This is a genomic window from Sphingopyxis sp. (assembly GCF_050725655.1).
Lineage (GTDB): Bacteria > Pseudomonadota > Alphaproteobacteria > Sphingomonadales > Sphingomonadaceae > Sphingopyxis.
Genome location: NZ_JBOHHT010000119.1, coordinates 100,593 through 120,301, shown reverse-complemented (window position 1 = coordinate 120,301; position 19,709 = coordinate 100,593). Strand labels below are relative to the sequence as shown.

Sequence of the window (19,709 nt, the reverse complement as noted above, 5' to 3'; positions counted from 1 at the left end):
AATGGGTGGGAGCCGGAACGACCCGCAGCGAATTCGTTGCGGCTGCTTCCTTCCGGACCTGACCGGGTTGGCGAAGACTGCGTCCGCCCGACTCCCGCGGCGCATATGGCGGGGGATGCAGGGAAATGCAAGGCTCGCGGCATCAACCTGCAGTATGTCGGCTTTGGGGTGGGAAGCGGTCGTTCCTTTCCGTCATCCCGGGCTTGACCCGGGTGACGTCGTTTGGGTTGGCAACGTCCGCTCCCGGTCGGAAAGCGGTCAGCGCGGCCCTTGCATGTTGCGGCTTTCGGGCGGGATATGGACCGTCAGCCCGTCCATCGCCTCGGTCAGCACGATCTGGCACGACAGTCGGCTGGTCCGCCGCACCCCGGCGGCAAGGTCGAGCATATCCTCCTCCATTTCGCTCGCGGGCGGCAGGCGGTCGAAATCCTCTTTCGCGACGATGACGTGGCAGGTCGAGCAGGCCATCTGGCCTTCGCAAGTCCCTTCGAGCGGCATCATATGCGCCTGTGCGACGTCGAGCAGGATCGAACCCGGTTCGGCCTCGGCCTCGGTGCGCGCCTTGCCGTCGGCGTGGATGAAGGTGACGCGCATCAGTTCACGCCCTGCAGCCGTGCGGCGTCCTTGATAGCTTGAAGCCCGTCGCGCAATTGCTGCTCGCTGGTGTAGCGGCCCCAGCCGAGGCGGATCGAGGCGCGCGCGTCGACCTCGCTGACCCCCATCGCGCGCAGCACATGGCTGACTTTGCCCGACCCGCTGCCACACGCGCTGCCAAGCGAGAAGGCGATTTCGCGGGCATCGGACATCAGGCGGAGGCCGTTCACCCCCTCGCGCCGGACGTTGAGATTGCCTGGGTAGCGCGGGTTCACGGCGCCGTTGATCGTCCATTCGGGAAGCATGTCGAGCGCGAGCGACCAGAGGCGCTCGACATGCTCGGCATCGGCGTCGAACCGCTCGGCTGCGAGCGCCGCCGCCGCGCCGAAGCCGGCACAGAGCGCGGGCGAGACCGTGCCGGAGCGCATCCCCTGTTCCTGCGCGCCGCCGAACATCAGCGGCGGCAGGTCGACGCCGTCCTTGATCCACAACGCCCCGATGCCTTTCGGCCCGTGGATCTTGTGCGCCGAAACCGCGATCAGGTCGGCATCGCCGGGAATCGCGACGCGGCCATAGCCCTGCACCGCGTCGCAGAGCAGCAGGCTGTTCTTCGCATGCGCGGCGGCGGCGAAGTCGGCGACCGGCTGGATTGTGCCGACCTCGTTATTCACCAGCATCGTCGCGACGATGCCGCCCTCGGGAATCAGTGTGTCGTCGGGCGGGAGCGCCAGTCCTTCGCCATCGACCGGCAGGATATTGGCGTTCAGACGTTCGAGGCATTGCAGCGACGCGGCATGTTCGATGCTGAGCCCCGCGACGCCGCCCGGCATGCTCTCTGCGCCGCGGAGCAAAGCCCAGTTGAGCGCCTCGGTGGCGCCCGATGTGAAGAAGGTCCGCCCGCCCTTCGGCAGCAGTGCCGCGACCTGGTCGCGCGCAACCTCGACCGCCGCGGCGGCGGCGCGGCCGGCCTTGTGCGTGCTCGACGGATTGGCGAATCCTCCAAAATCATTGGCGCCCTCTCCCGGCCCCTCCAGCCAGCGCAGCATCGCCTGGCGCGCCTCTGGAGCGAGCGGCGTCGTGGCTTGGTAGTCGAGGTAAATCATGCCGGGAGAAAGTCCTTATTGCAATCGATTCGCAAAAGTTGCAAGTTGCGACCTTTTTTCTATATAGGCGCCAACTTCGCTCCGCCACCCCGCCCTTTCGGCGAATCGGTGGCAAGCCTCAAAACATAAAGGTGCGCCCATGCCCGACGTCATTTTCCCCGGCCCCGAGGGCCGCATCGAAGGCCGTTTCTCGCCCCCGCCGCGCCCGCGCGCTCCGGTTGCGCTGATCCTTCACCCGCACCCGCAGGGCGGCGGCACGATGAACGACCGCATCACGCAGGCGATGTACAAAAGCTTCGTCGCACGCGGCTTCGCGGTCCTGCGCTTCAACTTCCGCGGCGTCGGCCGCAGCCAGGGCACGTTCGACAATGGCATCGGCGAACTGAGCGATGCGGCGTCGGCGCTCGATTGGGTCCAGTCGATCCATCCCGAGGCGCAGACGACGTGGATCGCGGGCTTCAGCTTCGGTGCGTGGATCGGCATGCAGCTACTCATGCGCCGCCCCGAAATCCGCGGCTTCCTGTCGGTGGCACCGCCGGCGAACATGTACGACTTCAGCTTCCTCGCGCCCTGCCCCTCTTCGGGCATCATCGTCGCGGGCGGACAGGACGAGATCGTACCCCCGAGCGCGGTCCAGAAGCTGGTCGACAAGCTGCGCACCCAAAAGGGCATCACGATCCATCACGACGAGATCCCGCGCGCGAACCATTTCTTCGAGCATGAGCTCGACCAGCTGATGAAGTCGCTCGACAACTATCTGGATATGCGGCTCGCGCCCGATTCGCCGATCCGCTGACGAAACGATCCTCCCTGTCGCGGCGCGATGGGGAGGATTATTTTACCGGCACCAGCCAGATCGCGACGTTCGCGAACATCACCAGCGCCGCGACGAGCATCAGCAGCGCGCGGCGGCGGTCGCCCCGCCGAAAGACATAAATGGCGCCGCCGGTCAAAAGAACGCCGGTCAGCATCAGGACGGACATGATCGTGTCGGACATAGGGCGGCTTTATCGGCGCCGTCACAAATTTGCCACCTCGCTTATGGCCAATCCGCGCGGCTTCGCCTAAAGGGCGCTCATCGATTCCCTAACGCCCCGCGGGAGCCGCATCATGCGCATTGCAATAGCCTCTGACCACGCCGCTTATGAACTGAAAGCCGCGCTTGCCGACTGGCTTCGCGAAGCCGGCCACGAAGTCGAGGATCTCGGCACCAACGGCCCCGACAGCGTCGATTATCCCGATTTCGGCTACAAGCTCGCCGAAGCGATCGCCGATGGCCGCGCGGAACGCGGCGTTGCGCTGTGCGGATCGGGCATCGGCATCTCGATCTCGGTCAACCGCAACCCCGCCGCACGCTGCGCGCGCGTCGACGAGCCGCTATCGGCGAAGCTGGCGCGCGAGCATAATGACGCGAACGTCATCGCGATGGGCGCGCGCCTGACCGGCATCGACATGGCCAAGGCGTGCCTCGACGCCTTCCTCACCACCGAATTCGCCGGCGACCGCCACGCGCGCCGCGTCGACAAGCTTTCCAATCCCCGCCTCAATCCGGCCCAACTGGAGACCAGCCGATGACCACAGACACGCTCGCCAAGCCCATTAAATCGGCCGGCTATTTCACCGACGGCGTCGGCACGGTCGACCCCGCGGTCGCGGCGGCGATGAAGCATGAGCTCGAACGCGAGCAGTATCAGATCGAACTGATCGCGTCGGAGAATATCGTCTCGAAGGCCGTACTCGAAGCACAGGGTTCGGTGTTCACCAACAAATATGCCGAAGGCTATCCCGGCCGCCGTTATTATCAGGGCTGCGCGCCGTCGGACGAGGTCGAAACGCTTGCGATCGACCGCGCCAAGCAGCTGTTCGACTGCGGCTATGCCAACGTCCAGCCGCATTCGGGCGCACAGGCGAACGGCGCGGTGATGCTGGCGCTGACCAAGCCCGGCGCGACGATCCTTGGCATGAGCCTCGACGCCGGCGGGCACCTGACCCACGGCGCCCCGCCCGCGATGTCGGGCAAATGGTTCAACGCCGTGCAATATGGCGTGCGCCCCGACGATCACCTCGTCGATTTCGACCAGGTCGAGGCGCTGGCGAAGGAACATCGCCCCGCGCTGATCATCGCGGGTGGGTCGGCCTATCCGCGCACGCTCGATTTCGCCCGTTTCCGCAAGATCGCCGATGATGTCGGCGCGCTGCTGATGGTCGACATGGCGCATTTCGCGGGCCTCGTCGCCGGCGGCGTCCACCCCTCGCCGATGGAACATGCGCATGTCGTCACGACGACGACGCACAAGACGCTGCGCGGTCCGCGCGGCGGCATGATCCTGACGAATGACGAAGCGATCGCCAAGCGCATCAATTCGGCGGTGTTCCCGGGCCTGCAGGGCGGCCCGCTGATGCATGTCATCGCCGCCAAGGCGGTGGCTTTCGGCGAAGCGCTGCGTCCCGAGTTCAAGGACTATGCGAAAGCGACCGTCGCCAATGCGCAGGCGCTGGCCGACCGGCTCAAGGACCGCGGCGCCGATGTCGTCGCGGGCGGCACCGACACGCACCTCGCGCTGATCGACCTGCGCCCGCTCGGCATCACCGGCCGCGACGCCGACGAGGCGCTCGAACGCAGCGCGATCACGTGCAACAAGAACGGCATCCCCTTCGACCCGCTGCCGCCGGTCAAGACCAGCGGCATCCGCGTCGGATCGCCCGCGGGCACGACGCGCGGCTTCGGCATCGCCGAATTCGAGGAAATCGGCGATATGGTCGCCGATGTACTCGAGGCACTGCGCGACAAGGGCGAGCATGGCGACGCCGACGTCGAAGCGAATGTCCGGGGCCGCGTCCGTGCGCTCTGCGAACGCTTCCCCATCTATCAGGGATAAGGCGATGGCACGGCAGCACCCCGAAGAACCGACGCTGGTCGAACTCTCGATCGAAGAGGTCAAGGCGATGGGCAAGCAAGGCATGGCCCATCCCTCGACGCGCCCGGTGCTGACCGGCGGCGCGGTCGGTGCCGTCATCGGCGCGGTGCTGCCCGTCGTGTCGTGGCCCGTCGGCCTGCTGGCGGGCGCCGCGATCGCGCTCTATTCGCGGGTGAAGCGCTAGCCCATGCGTTGTCCCTATTGCGGCCATGAAGACAGCCAGGTGAAGGACAGCCGTCCGACCGAAGACGGCGCGGCGATTCGCCGCCGCCGCCAATGCGAGGATTGCGGCGCGCGCTTCACGACCTTCGAACGCATCCAGCTCCGCGAAGTCGGGGTCACCAAGGCCGACGGCCGCCGTGAACCCTTCGATCGCGAGAAGTTGATGCGCAGCATCCAGATCGCGTGCCGCAAGCGCCCGATCGACGGTGCGCGCATCGAACGGCTGGTGTCGGGCATTCAGCGCCAGCTCGAAACATCGGGTGACAGCGAAGTGCAGGCGGCACAGATCGGCGCGATGGTGATGGAGGCGCTGAAAGGCTTCGACAGCGTCGCCTATATCCGCTTCGCCAGCGTCTATCGCGAATTTACCGAAGCCAGGGACTTCGAGGAATTCGCCTCCTCGGTCACCGAGGCGGCGCATAAGAGCTAAATTCGACCTTCAGACACCCTCTCTCCGTTTTCCCGAGCGGAAGACGAGGGACTATTTCGAGCGCAGCGAGAAACGCGCTACAGGCTAAGCATGACCTTCTGGACCTATCTCCTCCACTGCGCGGACCGCAGCTATTATACCGGACACACCGACGAGCTGGACAAGCGTGTCTATCAGCACAACGAAGGGGTATTGGGCGGTTACACCTCAACGCGTCGTCCCGTTGAACTGGTATGGGCGGAAGCGTTCGGCACGCGAGAAGAAGCAAAGGCGGCCGAGCTCAAGATCAAGAATTGGTCTCGCACAAAAAAGGAAGCCCTGATCGCAAGAGACTGGGAACGGCTCAAACGCGCTTCAATCCCGCCATCGGAGCGCAAGACCCGCGCCTCGGCTTCGCTCGGCGATGCCCCTCGTCTTCGCTCGGGGACACGGGAAGAGAGTGACAAGCAGCCATTCGCGGCCCCGCCCCCTGTCATCGTCCTTGTCCGTCCGCAGCTTGGTGAGAATATCGGCAAGGCGGCGCGCGCGATGCTCAATTTCGGGCTGACCGAACTGCGCCTCGTCACCCCGCGCGACGGCTGGCCCAACCCCGACGCCGGCCCGGCGTCGGCGGGCGCCGACATCGTGCTCGCCGAGGCGAAAGTGTTCGCCAGCCTCGCCGATGCGGTCGCCGACTGCACCACCATCTATGCCACCACGGTGCGCAAGCGCGGCGTGATGAAGCCCGTGCTGACCCCCGAAGCGGCGGCGCGCGAGGTTCATGCCAGCGCGGGCCGTTCGGCCTATGTCTTCGGCGCCGAACGCTCGGGACTCGAAACCGACGATGTCGCGCTCGCGCACGCTATCGTGACGGTGCCGATCAACCCCGAATTCGCGTCGCTCAACCTCGCGCAGGCCGTCATCCTGCTCGCCTATGAATGGTCGAAGCATGCCCCGAACGAAGCCGAGGGGGGCATTGCGCTCGCGAGCCCGCCCGAGGTGCCGCTCGATCCGCCGGCACCGCATGCCGAACTGGAAGAATTTATCCAGCATCTTACGCGCGATCTGGATGCGAGCGGTTATTTCGTCCCGCCCGAACGTACCGAGGCGACGCTGCGCACCTTGCGCACCGCGCTGACCAAGACCGGCTGGTCGCACAACGATATCAGGATGATGCACGGAATCGTGACGGCACTTGGCAGGACGCCCCGATCGCGATAACGGGGGGAATCGACCTTGGAGACCATAATGCTCACTCTCGTTCTTTCCCTTGCGCTCTCTGCGGCAGCCCCCGAAGCGGCTGAAGCGGCGGCGCCGACCACCACCACCGCCAAACCGGCCAAGCCCAAGAAAATCTGCCGGTCCGACGCGGATACCGGATCCCGCCTGAAAACCCGCACCTGCAAGACGCAGGAACAATGGGATAATCAGCAGCGGGATGTCGGGAACGACGTCCGGATCGGCACGGGCGCCATCGGGCGCTGATTAACCGACCCTAGTCCATTACCGGAAATGATGCGCGTCACGATCGTGGCATTCGGCTGCGAAGGCGGAACGCCGTTGGCAGCATCGTTCCAAGGAGCATGACCTTATGTTGTCCGCGATACTCTCTCTCGCCCTTGCGGCGGCTTCGGCGAACGCGGCCGAAAATGACACGCGCGCCAGTGCCGAGCAACCGGCGAAACCCGTGAAGCCCAAGAAAGTCTGCCAGAAGGTCGAAGTGACCGGCAGCACGGTGCCGAAACGCGTGTGCCGCACGGTTGTCGAACCCGCCAAGCCGGCCGCCGAAGCGGTGCGCGCCGACGCCGCGCAGCCCGCGGGCGGCAGCACCAACTAAGCCCGGCGGTCAGCTATCGGCGCGCAGGCGATCCCACTGGGTCGCCTCATAGGCGATCGATTGTTCGACCAACTCGTTCCACACGGCCCGCAAGCGATCGGGCTGGAGCCCGGCGGCGTCGGCTTCGCGTGCAACATTGTCGAGCACCTGGGCCTTGCGGGCTTCGTCGCGGACGGTGCCGCGGTCGGTCTTGATGCGCGCCGCGGCGTCCATATAACCGAACCGGCGAACGAGCAGCGCGACCAGTTCGCGGTCGACCTGATCGACCCCGGCGCGGACATCGATCATGGTTTCGCAGTCTTCAGGAAGTTTGGGTTCGGGAAGTTTGGCGGACGTCATGCGCGCTGCCTTTAGCGGCTTTTTTCGCGCTGTCGAGGCATGCCGTCAACTTGCGCCGCAACGCTTGACTTTACGCCCCTCGCCGTCTAACCGCGCGCCTTCGCAATGGACCCCGCACCCCGGTGAAGCGGCGGTCGCATATGGTATCGAGCCTGTCGAGATACCCATATGGTGCGACCCGGGAACCGCCGAAATCCTTCGGCACACAGCAAGTTGGAGACGACATATGTCGAAGCGCCATAGCGCCAAGTATAAACTCGACCGCCGGATGGGTGAAAACATCTGGGGTCGCCCGAAGAGCCCGGTCAACCGCCGCGAATATGGCCCCGGCCAGCATGGTCAGCGCCGCAAGAGCAAGGTGTCGGATTTCGGCATCCAGCTGCGCGCGAAGCAGAAGCTGAAGGGCTATTACGGCGACATCACCGAGAAACAGTTCAAGAAGAACTATTTCGAAGCGTCGCGCATGAAGGGCGACACCGGCCAGAACCTGATCGGCCTGCTCGAGCGCCGCCTCGACGCCGTCGTCTACCGCTCGAAGTTCACCCCGACGATCTTCTCGGCGCGCCAGCTCGTCAGCCATGGTCACGTCTATGTGAACGGCGTGAAGTGCAACGTCGCGAGCCGCCTCGTGAAGCCGGGCGACGAAGTCACCCTCGGCAAGAAGGCGCAGGAAATGGCGCTGGTCGCCGAAGCGCAGAGCCTGCCCGAGCGCGACCTGCCCGAATATCTGTCGGTTGACGGCACCAAGGCGACCTACGTCCGCGTTCCGACGCTCGACGAAGTGCCTTATCCGGTGAAGATGGAACCGAACCTGGTCGTCGAATTCTATTCGCGCTGATCGGGCGATTCACTCGCACGAAATCAAGGGGCGGTCCGGCAACGGGCCGCCCCTTTTTTACGCAGCACTATTTCGGCAAAAACGCGGCAACCCGGTTCAGCATATCGCTGCGCACGTCGCTGTCGTTCAGGCTGTGCGCAAGACCCGGATATTCAATCAGTTCGGCTGTTTTGCCCGCATCTTCGATCGCGCGTTTCATCAATCTCGACTGTTCTATATCGACATTCTGGTCGAGCGTGCCGTGAAACATCAATACCGGCGCCTTGATCGCGGCGGCATTTTTCGCGGGCGAACCTTCCCGGACGTGAGGCCCGCTGCCGATAAAATCGCGGACCAATGCGCCCGACGTATATTTTTCAGCCTCCTGCTTCATTTTGGCAAGATCGGACACAGGCGCTATCGCGACGATCTTTTTGAACAGGTCGGGGGCCAGCGCCCCCGATTGCAACGCCGCATAACCGCCATAGGACCAGCCGACGATGGAGAGCCTGGCCGGGTCGGCGCCTTCGTTCGCCAGCCAGCGCCCGGCATCGGTCACGTCGCCAATCGCGGTACGCCATGATTTGAAGCCATTGTTTTGATACCATTGGTCGCCATAACCCGAAGATCCGCGAAAATTCGGCTGGACAATGGCATAGCCCTTTTGCGCGAAAAATTGCGCGATCCAGTCAAAACCCCATTCGTCGCGCGCCGAAGGACCGCCGTGCGGCATCACAATAGCGGGCAACCCTTTCGCATCGGTACGTCCGGGCGGCAGGGTCAGATAGCCTGGAATCTTCGTCCCGTCGGCGGCGGCATAGCTGATCGGCTTAACCGGCGACAGCACCCGCCCGGTCAAAAGGGGCCGATCATCGAGCAGCGGGCGAAGCTTCTTTTCCGCCGGGGTGAAGCGATAATAGCGACCGGGATCGATGTCAGATCCCGTCCATACCAACCACTGACTCTCATCCGCCGACGCATCGACGAAATAGACATCTTTCCCGCCCAGGGCACGTGACAGCGCCTTTGCCATCGCTTCCACCTTGGGGTCGGTCGTCACCATGTGCCGTCGTTCGGTGACATAGGTCGCGCCCACCACCCGCTTGTCGCGGCCTACGCGCACCAGACGGTCGACGTCGACCTCGGGATGCTGAAACAATATCGACCCCTTGCCAGTGCCGTCGAGTTGCACCGCGCTGACGGCATAGCGACCGCTCACCTTGGCAAAACCGATGGCGCGGTCGGTCGCGGCATCAACCGTCACCGGATCGAAACCCTCCTCGGTCGACATATCGACAGCCGACAGGGGTTGCCATGCACCGCCCGCGCGCGGGCGGAAGAAATAACGCCGGGTGTTGCCAAGATACCCGGTCTGGCCGGCCGCGGCATGAACGCCCATCACCCGCACCGCACCTTTGCCGTCGGTGATATATTCGGTCGCATCGCGCCGCGGTTTTTCAACGACCCTCGTCGCGCCCGTGGTGGCATCGACCAGGTCGACGCCCATCCCGTCGGTGTCTTTGGTTATCAACGAGGGGCCGCGGCGGTTGGCCTCGGGAACATAGCTGCGCATCATCAGGACGCTGCCCGGCGTTCCCGACTGCCAATCGATGACATCGCCGCCGCGAAAGTCATAACCGAGGGCATTCGACCCACGCCGCTTGCTCAGCACTTTGGTATTGCCACCCGCGGCATCGACGCCGACCAATGTGGTGTAGCCATATATTTGCCCGCCATATTCCTCTCGCCCGCCAACCTGACAGATCAGTCGCGCATCGCTGGCCCAGCTGCACCAAAGCAATATCTCGGGATCGCCGCTCGCGCGCAAAATACGAAGCGGCGCCGCGTCCTCGCCGATATTGACCACGAACAGGTCGTTCGCCTGGCCCTTGCCCGGCGCGAGAAATGCCAATTTCTGGCCATCGGGCGACAGGCTGGCCTGACTGACGCCAGGCAGCGTCCCGAACATGCGCGCCGCATCACCCTCCTGCGCCTGCGCGGTGCCGATGCCGAGCAAGAACCCCGACAAACAAAGAAAGCGCCCTCGCATCCGATATCCCCCTGTTATTCTGTCCCGTTCTTTTTTCGCTAGAGCGTCCGCCGCCAGTTTCCAAGCAGGATTAGTTGCGGGATGGCGGCGATGCTTGCACCCGCGGCATCCGGCTGGCACAAGCCCGCTCGTCGCAAATGAAACTTTCCGAGGAATTTCCATGCTTCGTTTCCCCCGAACCACCGCAGCCGTTGCGGTTCTCTTGACCGTTGCCGCGTGCAACACGTCCGAAAAGGCCGCGACTTCGGCCACCGCCATTCCCGACGTCCAGATCCCCGAACTGTCGCTCGCGACCTTGCAGGAAGTGACGAAGGAACTGTCGTCGGACGCCTATGAAGGCCGCGCGCCCGGCACGCCGGGCGAGGAAAAGACCGTCGCCTATATCATCAAGAAATATGAGGAAGCGGGGCTGAAGCCCGGCAACAACGGCAAGTGGACGCAGGACGTGCCGCTGGTCGAGATCACCGCGAACAATGCGACGCCGCTGAGCTTCACCGGCGGCAAGGCGCCGGTCACCGCGCAATATGCGAAGGATTATGTCGCGTTCAGCTATCGCGTGCAGCCGAAGACCGCGATCAAGGACAGCGACGTCGTCTTTGTCGGTTACGGCATCAACGCCCCCGAAAAGGGTTGGAACGACTATGCCGGGCTCGACGTGAAGGGGAAGACCGTCGTCGTCCTCGTCAACGATCCCGACTGGCAGACCAAGGAAGCCAAGGGCGAATTCAACGGCCGCGCGATGACCTATTACGGCCGCTGGTCGTATAAATATGAAGAAGCCGCACGCCAGGGCGCCGCGGCGGTGCTGATCGTCCACGACACCGAGCCCGCCGCTTACGGCTGGAACGTCGTCGAATCGAGCAACACCGGCACCAATTACCTTGCCGAAACCAAGGACGGCGGGGCGAAGGAAACGCTCGCCAACGGCTGGATCCAGCTTCCGAAAGCGAAGGAACTCTTCGCGAGCGCCGGGCAGGATTTCGACAAGCTGCGTGCGGACGCGGGCAAGAAGGGCTTCAAGCCCGTCGCGCTGACCGGCGTGAAGGCGTCGTTCGGCTTTGACAACGAAATTTCGAAGAAGATGTCGCGCAACGTCATCGGCGTGCTGCCGGGCGCGAAGCGTCCCGACGAATATGTGCTTTACACCGGCCACTGGGATCACCTCGGCCGCTGCACCCCCGTTGCCGGCGACGACATCTGCAACGGCGCGGTCGACAATGCGAGCGGCATCGCGGGCCTTGTGACGCTGGCGCAGGCGTTCCACAAGGCGGGCGCGCCCGACCGCAGCATCGTCTTCCTGTCGGTCACCGCCGAGGAATCGGGCCTGCTCGGTTCGAAGTTCTACGCCGAAAACCCTGTCTTCCCGCTCGCGCAGACCGTCGGCGGCGTGAACATGGACGCATTGAACGCGATCGGCCCGGCGAAGGACATCGTCGTCGTCGGCCGCGGCAAGTCCGAACTCGACGCCTATGTCGCGAAGCTCGCCGAGATGGAAAAGCGCGTGATCAAGGACGAGCCGACCCCCGAGAAGGGGTTCTACTATCGTTCGGATCACTTCAGCTTCGCCAAGCTCGGCGTGCCGATGTTCAACTTCGGCAGCGGCGACGACCTGGTCGAGGGCGGCGTCGAAGCCGGCAAGAAGGCGGCCGAGGACTATGAAAAGAACCGCTACCACGCACCCGGCGACGAATATGAGGCGATCACCAACTGGGGCGGCATGATGTCCGACCTGCGCCTCTATTACGCCGCCGGCCGCATGCTCGCGATGACCGACGCATGGCCGAACTGGAACGAGGGCGACGAATTCCGCGCCGCCCGCGACAAGTCGCGTTCGGCGAAATAGTTAGCTTCGTCATTGCGAGCGAAGCGAAGCAATCCAGAGTGGTGTAAGCCCACTCTGGATTGCCGCGTCCCCCGGATCAAGTCCGGGGTCCTCGCAATGACGTCGGTTGAGTAAAAGGCCAAGGACTGCATGACTCTCAAAATGCCCGCCGAATGGGCGCCGCACGAGGCGGTGTGGATTGGTTTTCCTCACCTTGCCGAAGAATGGGCCGGGCAGATCGATGCCGCCCGGCGCGACGTCGCCGCCTTCGCCAACGCCGTCCATGACGGCGGCCGCGGCGAAGAGGTGCGACTGGTCGTCAACGACGCGCGGCAGGCGGACATCGCCGCCGCGCTCGTCGATCCGGGCGTGCGCATCCTGATCCAGAACTTGGGCGACATCTGGCTGCGCGATACCGGCCCGATCATCGCCGGAACGGGCGCGGCACGGCGCGCGCGCAACTTCGAATTCAACTGGTGGGGCGAGAAGTTCGTCATGCCGGGCGATCAGGAAGTCGGCGCCGCGCTGGCCGCCGGATCGGGCCTGCCGGTCGACGATCAGGACTGGGTGCTCGAGGGCGGCGCGATCGACGTCGACGGCACCGGCCTCTGCGTCACCACCGAGGAATGCCTGCTCAACACCAACCGAAATCCGACGCTCACGCGTGAAGACATCGCAGTGCGGCTCCACCAGTCGCTCGGGATCGACCGGCTGTTGTGGCTCGGCAACGGGCTCGCTGGCGATCACACCGACGGCCATGTCGATAATCTCGCGCGCTTCGTTGGCGAAGGCCGGCTCGCGCTGCCCGTCGCGGCGGGCAAGGACGACCCCAACGCGCATATCTACGCCGACGCGCGCGCGCGCGCAGCAGCTTTCGGCGGGGTCGAGATCGTCGACCTGCCCTCACCCGGCCGGGTGGAGATCGACGGCGAAATCGCCGCGGCGAGCTATATGAACTTCTATATCGGCAACAGCGTCGTGGTCGTCCCGACCTATGGCGTCGCAAACGATATCGCAGCAGTCGACACGCTGGCGGCGCTCTTCCCGGATCGCCGCGCGGTCGGCGTTTCCGCGCGCGGCATCATCGTCGGCGGGGGCAGCTTCCATTGCTCGAGCCAGCAGCTTCCGGCCTAGCATCGGGCGCGAAGCCCCCTATATTCCGGCTCGATTCTGAGCTCATCACGGACCCGCCCATGACCCGCACCATCACCGTCGCCGCGTTGCAGCTTCCCCTGCCCGGCCCTGTCGAGCCCAATATCGACGCCGTCACCGCGCTCGTCGAGGAAGCGGCCGCGAAAGGCGCGCAGGTCATCATGCCGCCCGAACTCTTCGAAGGCCCCTATTTCTGCCAGGTCGAGGATGAAGAATTGTTCGCCTCCGCCCGCCCGACCGCCGAGCATCCGAGCGTCCTCGCAATGCAGACGCTCGCCGCGAAGCTGAAGGTCGCGATCCCGACGAGCTATTTCGAAAAGGATGGGCCGCACTATTATAATACGCTCGCGATGATCGGCCCGGATGGCAACGTCATGGGGACGTACCGCAAGAGCCACATTCCCGACGGCCCGGGATATGAAGAGAAATATTATTTCCGTCCCGGCAACACCGGATTCAAGGTGTGGGACGTCTTCGGGACGCGCATCGGCGTCGGCGTCTGCTGGGACCAATGGTATCCCGAATGCGCGCGCGCGATGGCGCTGATGGGCGCCGAACTGCTCTTTTATCCGACCGCGATCGGCAGCGAGCCCTATGACGCCGACCTCGACACCAGCCGCATGTGGCGCCGCGCAATGCAGGGGCATGCGGTGTCGAACTGCATGCCGGTGATCGCGTCGAACCGCATCGGGACCGAAGGCAACGCCAATTTCTATGGTCACAGCTTCATCAGCGACGAATGGGGCGACTTGACGCAGGAATATGGCGCCATCGAAACGGGCGTGCTGATCGAGACGATCGACCTCGACCGCGCGGCGAAACATCGCGCCGGCATGGGCTTCTTCCGCGACCGCCGGCCGCAGCTCTATGGGCGGTTGGTCGAGGATACCTGACAAAAAAATGGGGCGAAGCATGGAATTACCCGACGACATTTTCACCGAGCCTGAGGACGTCGATCCCGAGACGCTCGCCAACCTCGGCCCGCTCCGCCGCCTCGCGGGCGTCTGGGAAGGCCAGCGTGGCGTCGACATCAACCCCAAGGCCGACGGCCCCGAGACGCGCCAATATTATGAGCGGATCGAGATGCAGCCGATCGACCCGCAGGCGAATGGCCCGCAGCTTTTCTATGGCCTGCGCTATCATTTGCACGTCAACACGCGCGAAGAGGACATCGCCTTTCATGACCAGGTCGGTTACTGGCTCTATGAAGCCGCTACCGGCCTGATCCTTCAAACGCTGGCGATCCCGCGCGGGCAGATCGCGATTGCGTCGGGCCATGCCGAGCCCAATGCCAAACGATTGGTTGTGAAAGCCGCACGCGGCGAAACCGAATATGGAATCTGCTCGACGAGCTTCCTCGATCTCGCCTTTCGGACCGACGCTTATCAGCTGACGGTCGACTTTCACGACGACGGGTCGTGGAGCTATGTGTCCGACACGACGCTGATGGTGAAAGGTCGCGACGAACCCTTCCTCCATCGCGACCGCAACACGCTGGTGAAGATCGCCGAACCCGACCTCAACCCTTGGGCGAAAATCGCCCGCGGCGCCTGAGGTCAGCTTTCGAAGCGGCGGATGCTTTCGAGGTCGGCGCGGTCGAGCGGCTGCGTCAGCCACAGGCCGCCGCGCCCGGCGCGCGACCAGCGGACGATCGCGCGGCGCTTTACCCCGCCCGCGAGCACAAGGTCGAATTCCTTGCCGACCTCCAGATGGCCGTCGTGGATGAAACCGGCACCATTCTGCGACAAATCGACCAGTTCGATGCTCGTCGTGCTTTCGTCGGTGACCGCCTGCGCCTGTGTGCTCACGGGCAGGCGCGGCTGCCGATAGCCGGTAGCGCGCTGTTCGGCCGCCAATTGCTTGAGCACATCGGCGACATCGACTTCCTTGTCGAACGACACGCCGCACCGTCCGTCGTCGGACCAGACGACTTCGCCGCGGATCACAACGGTATCCGAAAGCGCGATCTCCAGCTTTTCGCCGACCCCGATCGGAACGTCGGCCGCCAGCATCATGCCCTTGTCGGAAATATTACGCACCCGCCACAAACCCGCATCGCCATTGCGCATCACCTTGGCGATCCGCCAGACCGTGCGATAGCGGTCGCCACCACGACGATCTGTGTCGGCCGTTTTTCCTTGCTCCTCTACCGGATCGGAGAGGCGACGTTGGTTCATGTCATCTACCTTATCGAAACAGCATCGAACGGAAGCACAACTTCCTGCCAATACTGCAAAATACTCAAAACCACTTTGCCGCAATAGTGGAATTAGGGTTAAAATTCAATCATATTGCGGATCATAGTTAACGTCACGTCCGTCAGAAAATTCGAAAGCGCGGCCGGGCGGGTCGTCGATAGCGGCGTTTTCGCATTTTACACAATTTACGGTGCGAGCACGCCCGGATTAAGTACCAAAATGACAGGTTCGGCAAGCCATTCGCGCCAACGCGCCGGGCCGGTCGAACCGAGCGATGCTTTGCGGCATGAAAGCGAAACTACGCTTGACGCCGCCAACTCTACCGATCAAGTTGAGTTTCTGGCTTGATCCCGACCGGCTGAGGCGTTTTTCCCGGGATCCGCGGCTTTTGACCGGGAAGCAGCTTGCTCCGCGTTACCAACAGCTAAAGCGCGCGATGCTCAGGCGACAGCGCCAGGTATCGTGTTCCCCTCTGCAAGGCATGAGGCGATACGATGCACATCCTCCGAATGAACCCCAGACGTGCCCGAAGGCACCGCACCGAGCCGCCTGCCGCCCGCATAGGCGGCTGAACCCTTCCCCTTCGCCGGCGCCATTGTCGCCGCGCCCGTTCGTGTGCTGTTACCGCGGCTGCACACCCTTTCCTGCGCCGTTTCGGCCGCCATCCAAGGATTAGCCAGATGACCCTCCAGACCCTCGACCGCTCCACGGAAACCAAGCTGTTTGATGTAACCCCGCTGCAACCGAGCCTCGGCGCGCTGATCAGCAGCATCGACCTCGCGCAGCCCCTCGACCGGCCGACCTATGACGCGTTGCGCGCCGCGCTGCTCCAGTACAAGGTGCTCTTTTTCCGCGACCAGAATCTGACCCGCGAGCAGCATATCGCGCTCGGCGCGGCGTTCGGCGATCTCGAGGAGCATCCGGTCTTTTCGCTGCCCGACTATCCGCAGATTCTGCCGCTGATCTCGCAGGAGCTGAAAGGCAAATATCGCCAGTCGACCGACAGCAATTGGCACGCCGACACGACCTTCCGTACCGAGCCGTCGGCCGCGTCGATCCTGATCCAGCGCGTATCGCCCTCGCTGGGCGGCGACACCGTGTTCGCCAACGCCGTCGCAGCCTATGAAACGCTTGACGAAGAGACGAAGGCGCGGATCGACGGCCTCACCGCGATCCACGACCCGAGCGTCTTCATCCAGTTCCTCGACACCGAGGAAAAGAAGGACGCGCTGCGCGCCAGCTTCCCGCCGGTCGAGTATCCCGTCGTGCGCATCCATCCGGAGACGGGCGAGAAGGTGCTCTACGTCAATTCGGTGTTCACGCGGTACATCGTCGGGCTGCCCGAGGAGGAGAGCAAGGCGCTCCTCGCGCGCCTCTTCGACCAAGTGAAGCGCCCCGAATTCCAGGTGCGGTGGAGCTGGCAGCCCGGTTCGATCGCCTTCTGGGACAATCGCGCGACGCAGCATTATGCCGTCCCAGACTATAGCGAGGCGCGCCACATGGAGCGCGTGACAATCGTCGGCGACCGCCCCGTCGGCCCGAACGCCGCCTGACCTGAACCAGCAGATGAAACTCTCCCTCACGCCCCTTCGCACGCTCGTCGCCGGCGCCTTCCTGTCGCTCGCGGCGTGCGGCGGCGCGGCCGACAGCGACACGACGCTCAAGGTCGGCGACCAACTGCACGCGCTCAAATCCTCGCTCGACGTATCGGGCGAAGGCCAGCCCACCGACTACAAGATCGAATGGGCCAATTTCGTCGGCGGGCCGCCGATCATCGCGGCACAGACGGGCGGGTCGCTCGATGTCGGCTGGATGGCCGAAACCCCGCTGATCTTCGCGCAGGCTGCGGGCAGCCCGGTGAAGGTGGTCGCGGTCAGCAAGACAGTCGACGGCGGCGGATCGCCCTATGCGCTTGTCGTCAAACCCGGCTCCCCGATTCGCAGCGTCGCCGACCTCAAGGGCAAATCGGTGTCGTTCATGAAGGGCACGATGCTGCACTATTTCGTCGCGCGGCTGCTCGACAAGCAGGGGCTGTCGCTGAAGGACATCGAGCCAGTGCAGGCAACCGGCTTTGGCACCGGGCTGCTCGACAAGGGAGCGGCCGACGCGATCACGATCGGCGAGCCTTATCTGACGCAGGCGCTCGACGCGGGAAAGGTGCGCGTGCTCGCCAGCGGCGCGCCGCCGAACACGCCGGGCTTCTTCTATCTGGTGGCATCCGACGCGGCCCTCGCCGATCCGGCGAAAGCGAAGGCGATCGGCGACCTTGTCGCCCGCGCGGCGCGCGCGACACGCTGGCAGCGCGAAAACCCCGCCAAGGCTGCACCCGCGCTGGCCAAACGCTATAATGTCGACGCGGCGATCGCCGAAAAGATCATCACGCGCGCACCCGCCAGCTATGCGCCGATCGATGACGCCATCATCGCAGCGCATCAGGATGAGGCCGATCTGTTCTTCAAAGAAGGGCTGATCCGCAAGAAGCTAGACGCGGCGCAAATCTTCGACAAGCGTTACGACGGTATCGTTGCGGCGCAGGAGGTCGCGAAGTGAACGCGCTCACGCCAATTACCGCCTCGGGCGACCCCGGCCGGCTCGTCCAGCCGGTCGTCCGCCAGACCGGAAACCGGTCGGAGCGCTTCTCCTTCGCGCGCCGCGCGACGGGCCCGCTGATCATCGTCGCGCTCTGGGCGATCTCGACGAGCGCGGGGTGGATCGATCCGTCGATCCTCCCCTCGCCCGCCGGGCTCGTTGCGGGGTGGCAGCAATTGTGGACCGAGCAGGCACTCGCCTCGCAGATCGCCATCTCGCTCACGCGCGCGCTCGTCGGAGGCGCGATCGGCATCGTCTTCGGGCTGATCCTCGGCACGATCGCGGGGCTGTCCAAACTCGGCGAGGAACTGTTCGACGCCTTGCTCCAGATGCTGCGCACCATCCCCTTCCTCGCGCTCGTCCCGCTGTTCATCGTCTGGTTCGGGATCGGTGAGGCGCCGAAGCTGCTGCTCATCGCGCTCGCGACGATGTTCCCGATGTATCTCAACACCTATGCGGGGGTGCGCAACGTCGACCGCAAGGTGATCGAGGCGATGCGCAGCTTCGGGCTCGGCGGCCGCCGCCTGATCCTCGAGGTCGTGTTGCCGCTCGCGCTGCCGCAGATCTTTACCGGGCTGCGCTTTGCCCTCGGCGTATCGGTGCTCGTGCTGATCGCCGCCGAGCAGATCAACGCCTCGGCGGGGCTCGGTTACCTGCTGGGCAGCGCGCAAATGTACCAGCAGGTGGACGTCATCCTGATCTGCATCGCCATCTACGCCGTGCTCGGCCTCGGCGCCGACCTGATCGTCCGCTCGCTCGAACGGCTGTTCATGCCGTGGCGCGCGGGCGTCGCTATCCGATAGGAGACATTCGATGACCGCCGTCCTTTCGATCGACTTCGCCGCCGCCGAGCGCGTCGCCGCTCCCGATTTTTCGCACCAACCGGTCGCGGTCGAAGTCAGCAACGTCAGCCGCAATTTCACCGGCACAAATGTCCTCGACAGCCTGAACCTCACGATCCACAGCGGCGAATTCGTCGCGCTGCTCGGCGCCTCGGGCAGCGGCAAGACGACCCTGCTGCGCATTCTCGCCGGGCTCGACGCCCCCGACGGCGGCGAAGCCTGGGTTCCCGAAGCACGCACCGTGGTGTTTCAGGAACCCCGCCTCGTCCAGTCGAAGAGCGTGTGGAAGAATGTCGTGATCGGCTTGCCCAGCAAAGACGCGTCGCGCGAACACGCCGAGGCGGCGCTCGCCGAGGTCGGGCTGGGTCATCGCACCGACGCCTGGCCCGCAACGCTGTCGGGCGGCGAAGCCCAGCGTGCAGCGCTCGCCCGCGCACTCGTGCGCGAACCGCGCCTGCTGCTCCTCGACGAGCCCTTCGCCGCGCTCGACGCGCTGACGCGGCTCAAGATGCAGCGGCTGATCGGCGAGCTCTGCCAGGCGCACGGCCCGGCGACCCTGCTCGTCACGCACGATGTCGAGGAGGCGATCCTGCTCGCCGATCGCATCCTCGTGCTCAAGGAGGGGCAGATCGGTTTCGACACGCGCGTCCGCCTGCCGCACCCGCGCCGCGCCGGCGGCGAGGAATTCGACGCACTGCGCGATACGCTGCTCGCCGAACTGGGCGTGCCGCAGGCGCACTAGCGCACCCGTTGGCCAACCACAGCAAAGGCTTTGACCACCCCGGCATGCATCGGCCATGCTCGGCGTCAGGGGGAT

The 19,709-nt window shown here is 64.5% G+C and carries 23 protein-coding genes and 1 other RNA gene; 17 read left to right on the top strand and 7 right to left on the bottom strand.

Going from position 1 to position 19,709, the window contains the following annotated elements; genetic code table 11:
• Window position 1: 1 nt before the first annotated feature.
• The 3 genes from ffs to ACREBX_RS19275 all read right to left on the bottom strand — a co-directional run bounded on the left by ffs (window position 2) and on the right by ACREBX_RS19275 (window position 1,697).
• Window positions 2-99, bottom strand: an RNA gene (ffs, locus tag ACREBX_RS19285) — signal recognition particle sRNA small type.
• A gap of 159 nt (window positions 100-258) precedes the next feature.
• Window positions 259-597, bottom strand: a complete 339-nt coding sequence (locus ACREBX_RS19280) for a 2Fe-2S iron-sulfur cluster-binding protein (RefSeq protein ID WP_431563358.1) — start codon at window positions 595-597, stop codon at window positions 259-261.
• On the bottom strand, window positions 594-1,697 hold the full coding sequence (locus ACREBX_RS19275; RefSeq protein ID WP_431563348.1) for a cysteine desulfurase family protein: 1,104 nt from the start codon (window positions 1,695-1,697) through the stop codon (window positions 594-596). The genes ACREBX_RS19280 and ACREBX_RS19275 overlap by 4 nt, the downstream gene beginning before the upstream one ends.
• Before the next feature lie 139 nt (window positions 1,698-1,836).
• Between ACREBX_RS19275 and ACREBX_RS19270 the strand changes: the two genes are divergently transcribed.
• Window positions 1,837-2,493 (top strand): alpha/beta hydrolase, encoded by a 657-nt coding sequence (locus ACREBX_RS19270; protein WP_037510410.1) that lies wholly within the window; start codon window positions 1,837-1,839, stop codon window positions 2,491-2,493.
• A 37-nt stretch (window positions 2,494-2,530) separates the two neighbouring features.
• Here ACREBX_RS19270 and ACREBX_RS19265 read toward each other — a convergent pair whose 3' ends face one another.
• Window positions 2,531-2,695, bottom strand: a complete 165-nt coding sequence (locus tag ACREBX_RS19265) for a hypothetical protein (protein ID WP_431563347.1) — start codon at window positions 2,693-2,695, stop codon at window positions 2,531-2,533.
• 112 nt (window positions 2,696-2,807) lie between these two features.
• Between ACREBX_RS19265 and rpiB the strand changes: the two genes are divergently transcribed.
• From rpiB to ACREBX_RS19230, 7 genes are all read left to right on the top strand, one after another.
• On the top strand, window positions 2,808-3,272 hold the full coding sequence (gene rpiB / locus ACREBX_RS19260; protein ID WP_431563346.1) for a ribose 5-phosphate isomerase B: 465 nt from the start codon (window positions 2,808-2,810) through the stop codon (window positions 3,270-3,272).
• The gene (gene glyA / locus ACREBX_RS19255) at window positions 3,269-4,576 is read left to right on the top strand and encodes a serine hydroxymethyltransferase (protein ID WP_431563345.1); all 1,308 of its coding nucleotides are present in this window, start codon (window positions 3,269-3,271) and stop codon (window positions 4,574-4,576) included. Before rpiB ends, glyA begins: the two co-directional genes overlap by 4 nt.
• 4 nt (window positions 4,577-4,580) lie before the next feature.
• Complete coding sequence (locus tag ACREBX_RS19250) at window positions 4,581-4,799, top strand: hypothetical protein (RefSeq protein ID WP_431563344.1); 219 nt, start codon at window positions 4,581-4,583, stop codon at window positions 4,797-4,799.
• Window positions 4,800-4,802: 3 nt separating this feature from the next.
• Window positions 4,803-5,267 carry a transcriptional regulator NrdR gene (nrdR, locus tag ACREBX_RS19245; protein WP_431563343.1) on the top strand — a complete coding sequence of 155 codons (465 nt, stop codon included), beginning with the start codon at window positions 4,803-4,805 and terminating at the stop codon, window positions 5,265-5,267.
• Window positions 5,268-5,357: 90 nt separating this feature from the next.
• Window positions 5,358-6,467: a TrmH family RNA methyltransferase gene (locus ACREBX_RS19240; protein WP_431563342.1), complete on the top strand. Its 1,110-nt coding sequence runs from the start codon at window positions 5,358-5,360 to the stop codon at window positions 6,465-6,467.
• A gap of 27 nt (window positions 6,468-6,494) precedes the next feature.
• Window positions 6,495-6,731, top strand: a complete 237-nt coding sequence (locus tag ACREBX_RS19235) for a hypothetical protein (protein ID WP_431563341.1) — start codon at window positions 6,495-6,497, stop codon at window positions 6,729-6,731.
• A gap of 106 nt (window positions 6,732-6,837) precedes the next feature.
• Window positions 6,838-7,083, top strand: a complete 246-nt coding sequence (locus ACREBX_RS19230; protein WP_431563340.1) for a hypothetical protein — start codon at window positions 6,838-6,840, stop codon at window positions 7,081-7,083.
• Window positions 7,084-7,092: 9 nt separating this feature from the next.
• On the opposite strand, the gene ACREBX_RS19225 is transcribed toward ACREBX_RS19230, so the two are convergent.
• Window positions 7,093-7,422 carry a chorismate mutase gene (locus tag ACREBX_RS19225; protein ID WP_431563339.1) on the bottom strand — a complete coding sequence of 110 codons (330 nt, stop codon included), beginning with the start codon at window positions 7,420-7,422 and terminating at the stop codon, window positions 7,093-7,095.
• 226 nt (window positions 7,423-7,648) lie between these two features.
• Here ACREBX_RS19225 and rpsD point away from each other — a divergent pair, with 226 nt between their 5' ends.
• Complete coding sequence (rpsD, locus tag ACREBX_RS19220; RefSeq protein ID WP_431563338.1) at window positions 7,649-8,260, top strand: 30S ribosomal protein S4; 612 nt, start codon at window positions 7,649-7,651, stop codon at window positions 8,258-8,260.
• Between the two features lie 67 nt (window positions 8,261-8,327).
• On the opposite strand, the gene ACREBX_RS19215 is transcribed toward rpsD, so the two are convergent.
• On the bottom strand, window positions 8,328-10,268 hold the full coding sequence (locus tag ACREBX_RS19215) for an alpha/beta hydrolase family protein (RefSeq protein ID WP_431563337.1): 1,941 nt from the start codon (window positions 10,266-10,268) through the stop codon (window positions 8,328-8,330).
• Window positions 10,269-10,449: 181 nt separating this feature from the next.
• Between ACREBX_RS19215 and ACREBX_RS19210 the strand changes: the two genes are divergently transcribed.
• The 4 genes from ACREBX_RS19210 to ACREBX_RS19195 all read left to right on the top strand — a co-directional run bounded on the left by ACREBX_RS19210 (window position 10,450) and on the right by ACREBX_RS19195 (window position 14,817).
• Window positions 10,450-12,132, top strand: a complete 1,683-nt coding sequence (locus tag ACREBX_RS19210) for a M28 family metallopeptidase (protein ID WP_431563336.1) — start codon at window positions 10,450-10,452, stop codon at window positions 12,130-12,132.
• Between the two features lie 129 nt (window positions 12,133-12,261).
• A complete protein-coding gene (locus ACREBX_RS19205) occupies window positions 12,262-13,245 on the top strand; it encodes an agmatine deiminase family protein (protein WP_431563335.1) in 984 nt (327 codons plus the stop codon).
• A gap of 59 nt (window positions 13,246-13,304) precedes the next feature.
• The gene (aguB, locus tag ACREBX_RS19200) at window positions 13,305-14,156 is read left to right on the top strand and encodes an N-carbamoylputrescine amidase (protein ID WP_431563334.1); all 852 of its coding nucleotides are present in this window, start codon (window positions 13,305-13,307) and stop codon (window positions 14,154-14,156) included.
• Window positions 14,157-14,175: 19 nt separating this feature from the next.
• Window positions 14,176-14,817, top strand: a complete 642-nt coding sequence (locus ACREBX_RS19195; protein WP_431563333.1) for an FABP family protein — start codon at window positions 14,176-14,178, stop codon at window positions 14,815-14,817.
• A 2-nt stretch (window positions 14,818-14,819) separates the two neighbouring features.
• Here the strand turns inward: ACREBX_RS19195 and ACREBX_RS19190 are convergent, their stop codons facing one another.
• On the bottom strand, window positions 14,820-15,440 hold the full coding sequence (locus ACREBX_RS19190; protein ID WP_431563332.1) for a PilZ domain-containing protein: 621 nt from the start codon (window positions 15,438-15,440) through the stop codon (window positions 14,820-14,822).
• Between the two features lie 701 nt (window positions 15,441-16,141).
• Here ACREBX_RS19190 and ACREBX_RS19185 point away from each other — a divergent pair.
• The 4 genes from ACREBX_RS19185 to ACREBX_RS19170 are packed head-to-tail and all read left to right on the top strand — an operon-like array spanning window position 16,142 to window position 19,634.
• Window positions 16,142-17,014, top strand: coding sequence for a TauD/TfdA dioxygenase family protein (locus tag ACREBX_RS19185; protein ID WP_431563331.1), 873 nt, complete (start codon window positions 16,142-16,144; stop codon window positions 17,012-17,014).
• Window positions 17,015-17,027: 13 nt separating this feature from the next.
• The gene (locus ACREBX_RS19180) at window positions 17,028-18,011 is read left to right on the top strand and encodes an aliphatic sulfonate ABC transporter substrate-binding protein (RefSeq protein ID WP_431563330.1); all 984 of its coding nucleotides are present in this window, start codon (window positions 17,028-17,030) and stop codon (window positions 18,009-18,011) included.
• Window positions 18,008-18,853 (top strand): ABC transporter permease, encoded by an 846-nt coding sequence (locus ACREBX_RS19175; protein WP_431563329.1) that lies wholly within the window; start codon window positions 18,008-18,010, stop codon window positions 18,851-18,853. The genes ACREBX_RS19180 and ACREBX_RS19175 overlap by 4 nt, the downstream gene beginning before the upstream one ends.
• Before the next feature lie 10 nt (window positions 18,854-18,863).
• Window positions 18,864-19,634, top strand: coding sequence for an ABC transporter ATP-binding protein (locus ACREBX_RS19170; RefSeq protein ID WP_431563328.1), 771 nt, complete (start codon window positions 18,864-18,866; stop codon window positions 19,632-19,634).
• The last annotated feature ends 75 nt before the right edge of the window (window positions 19,635-19,709 follow it).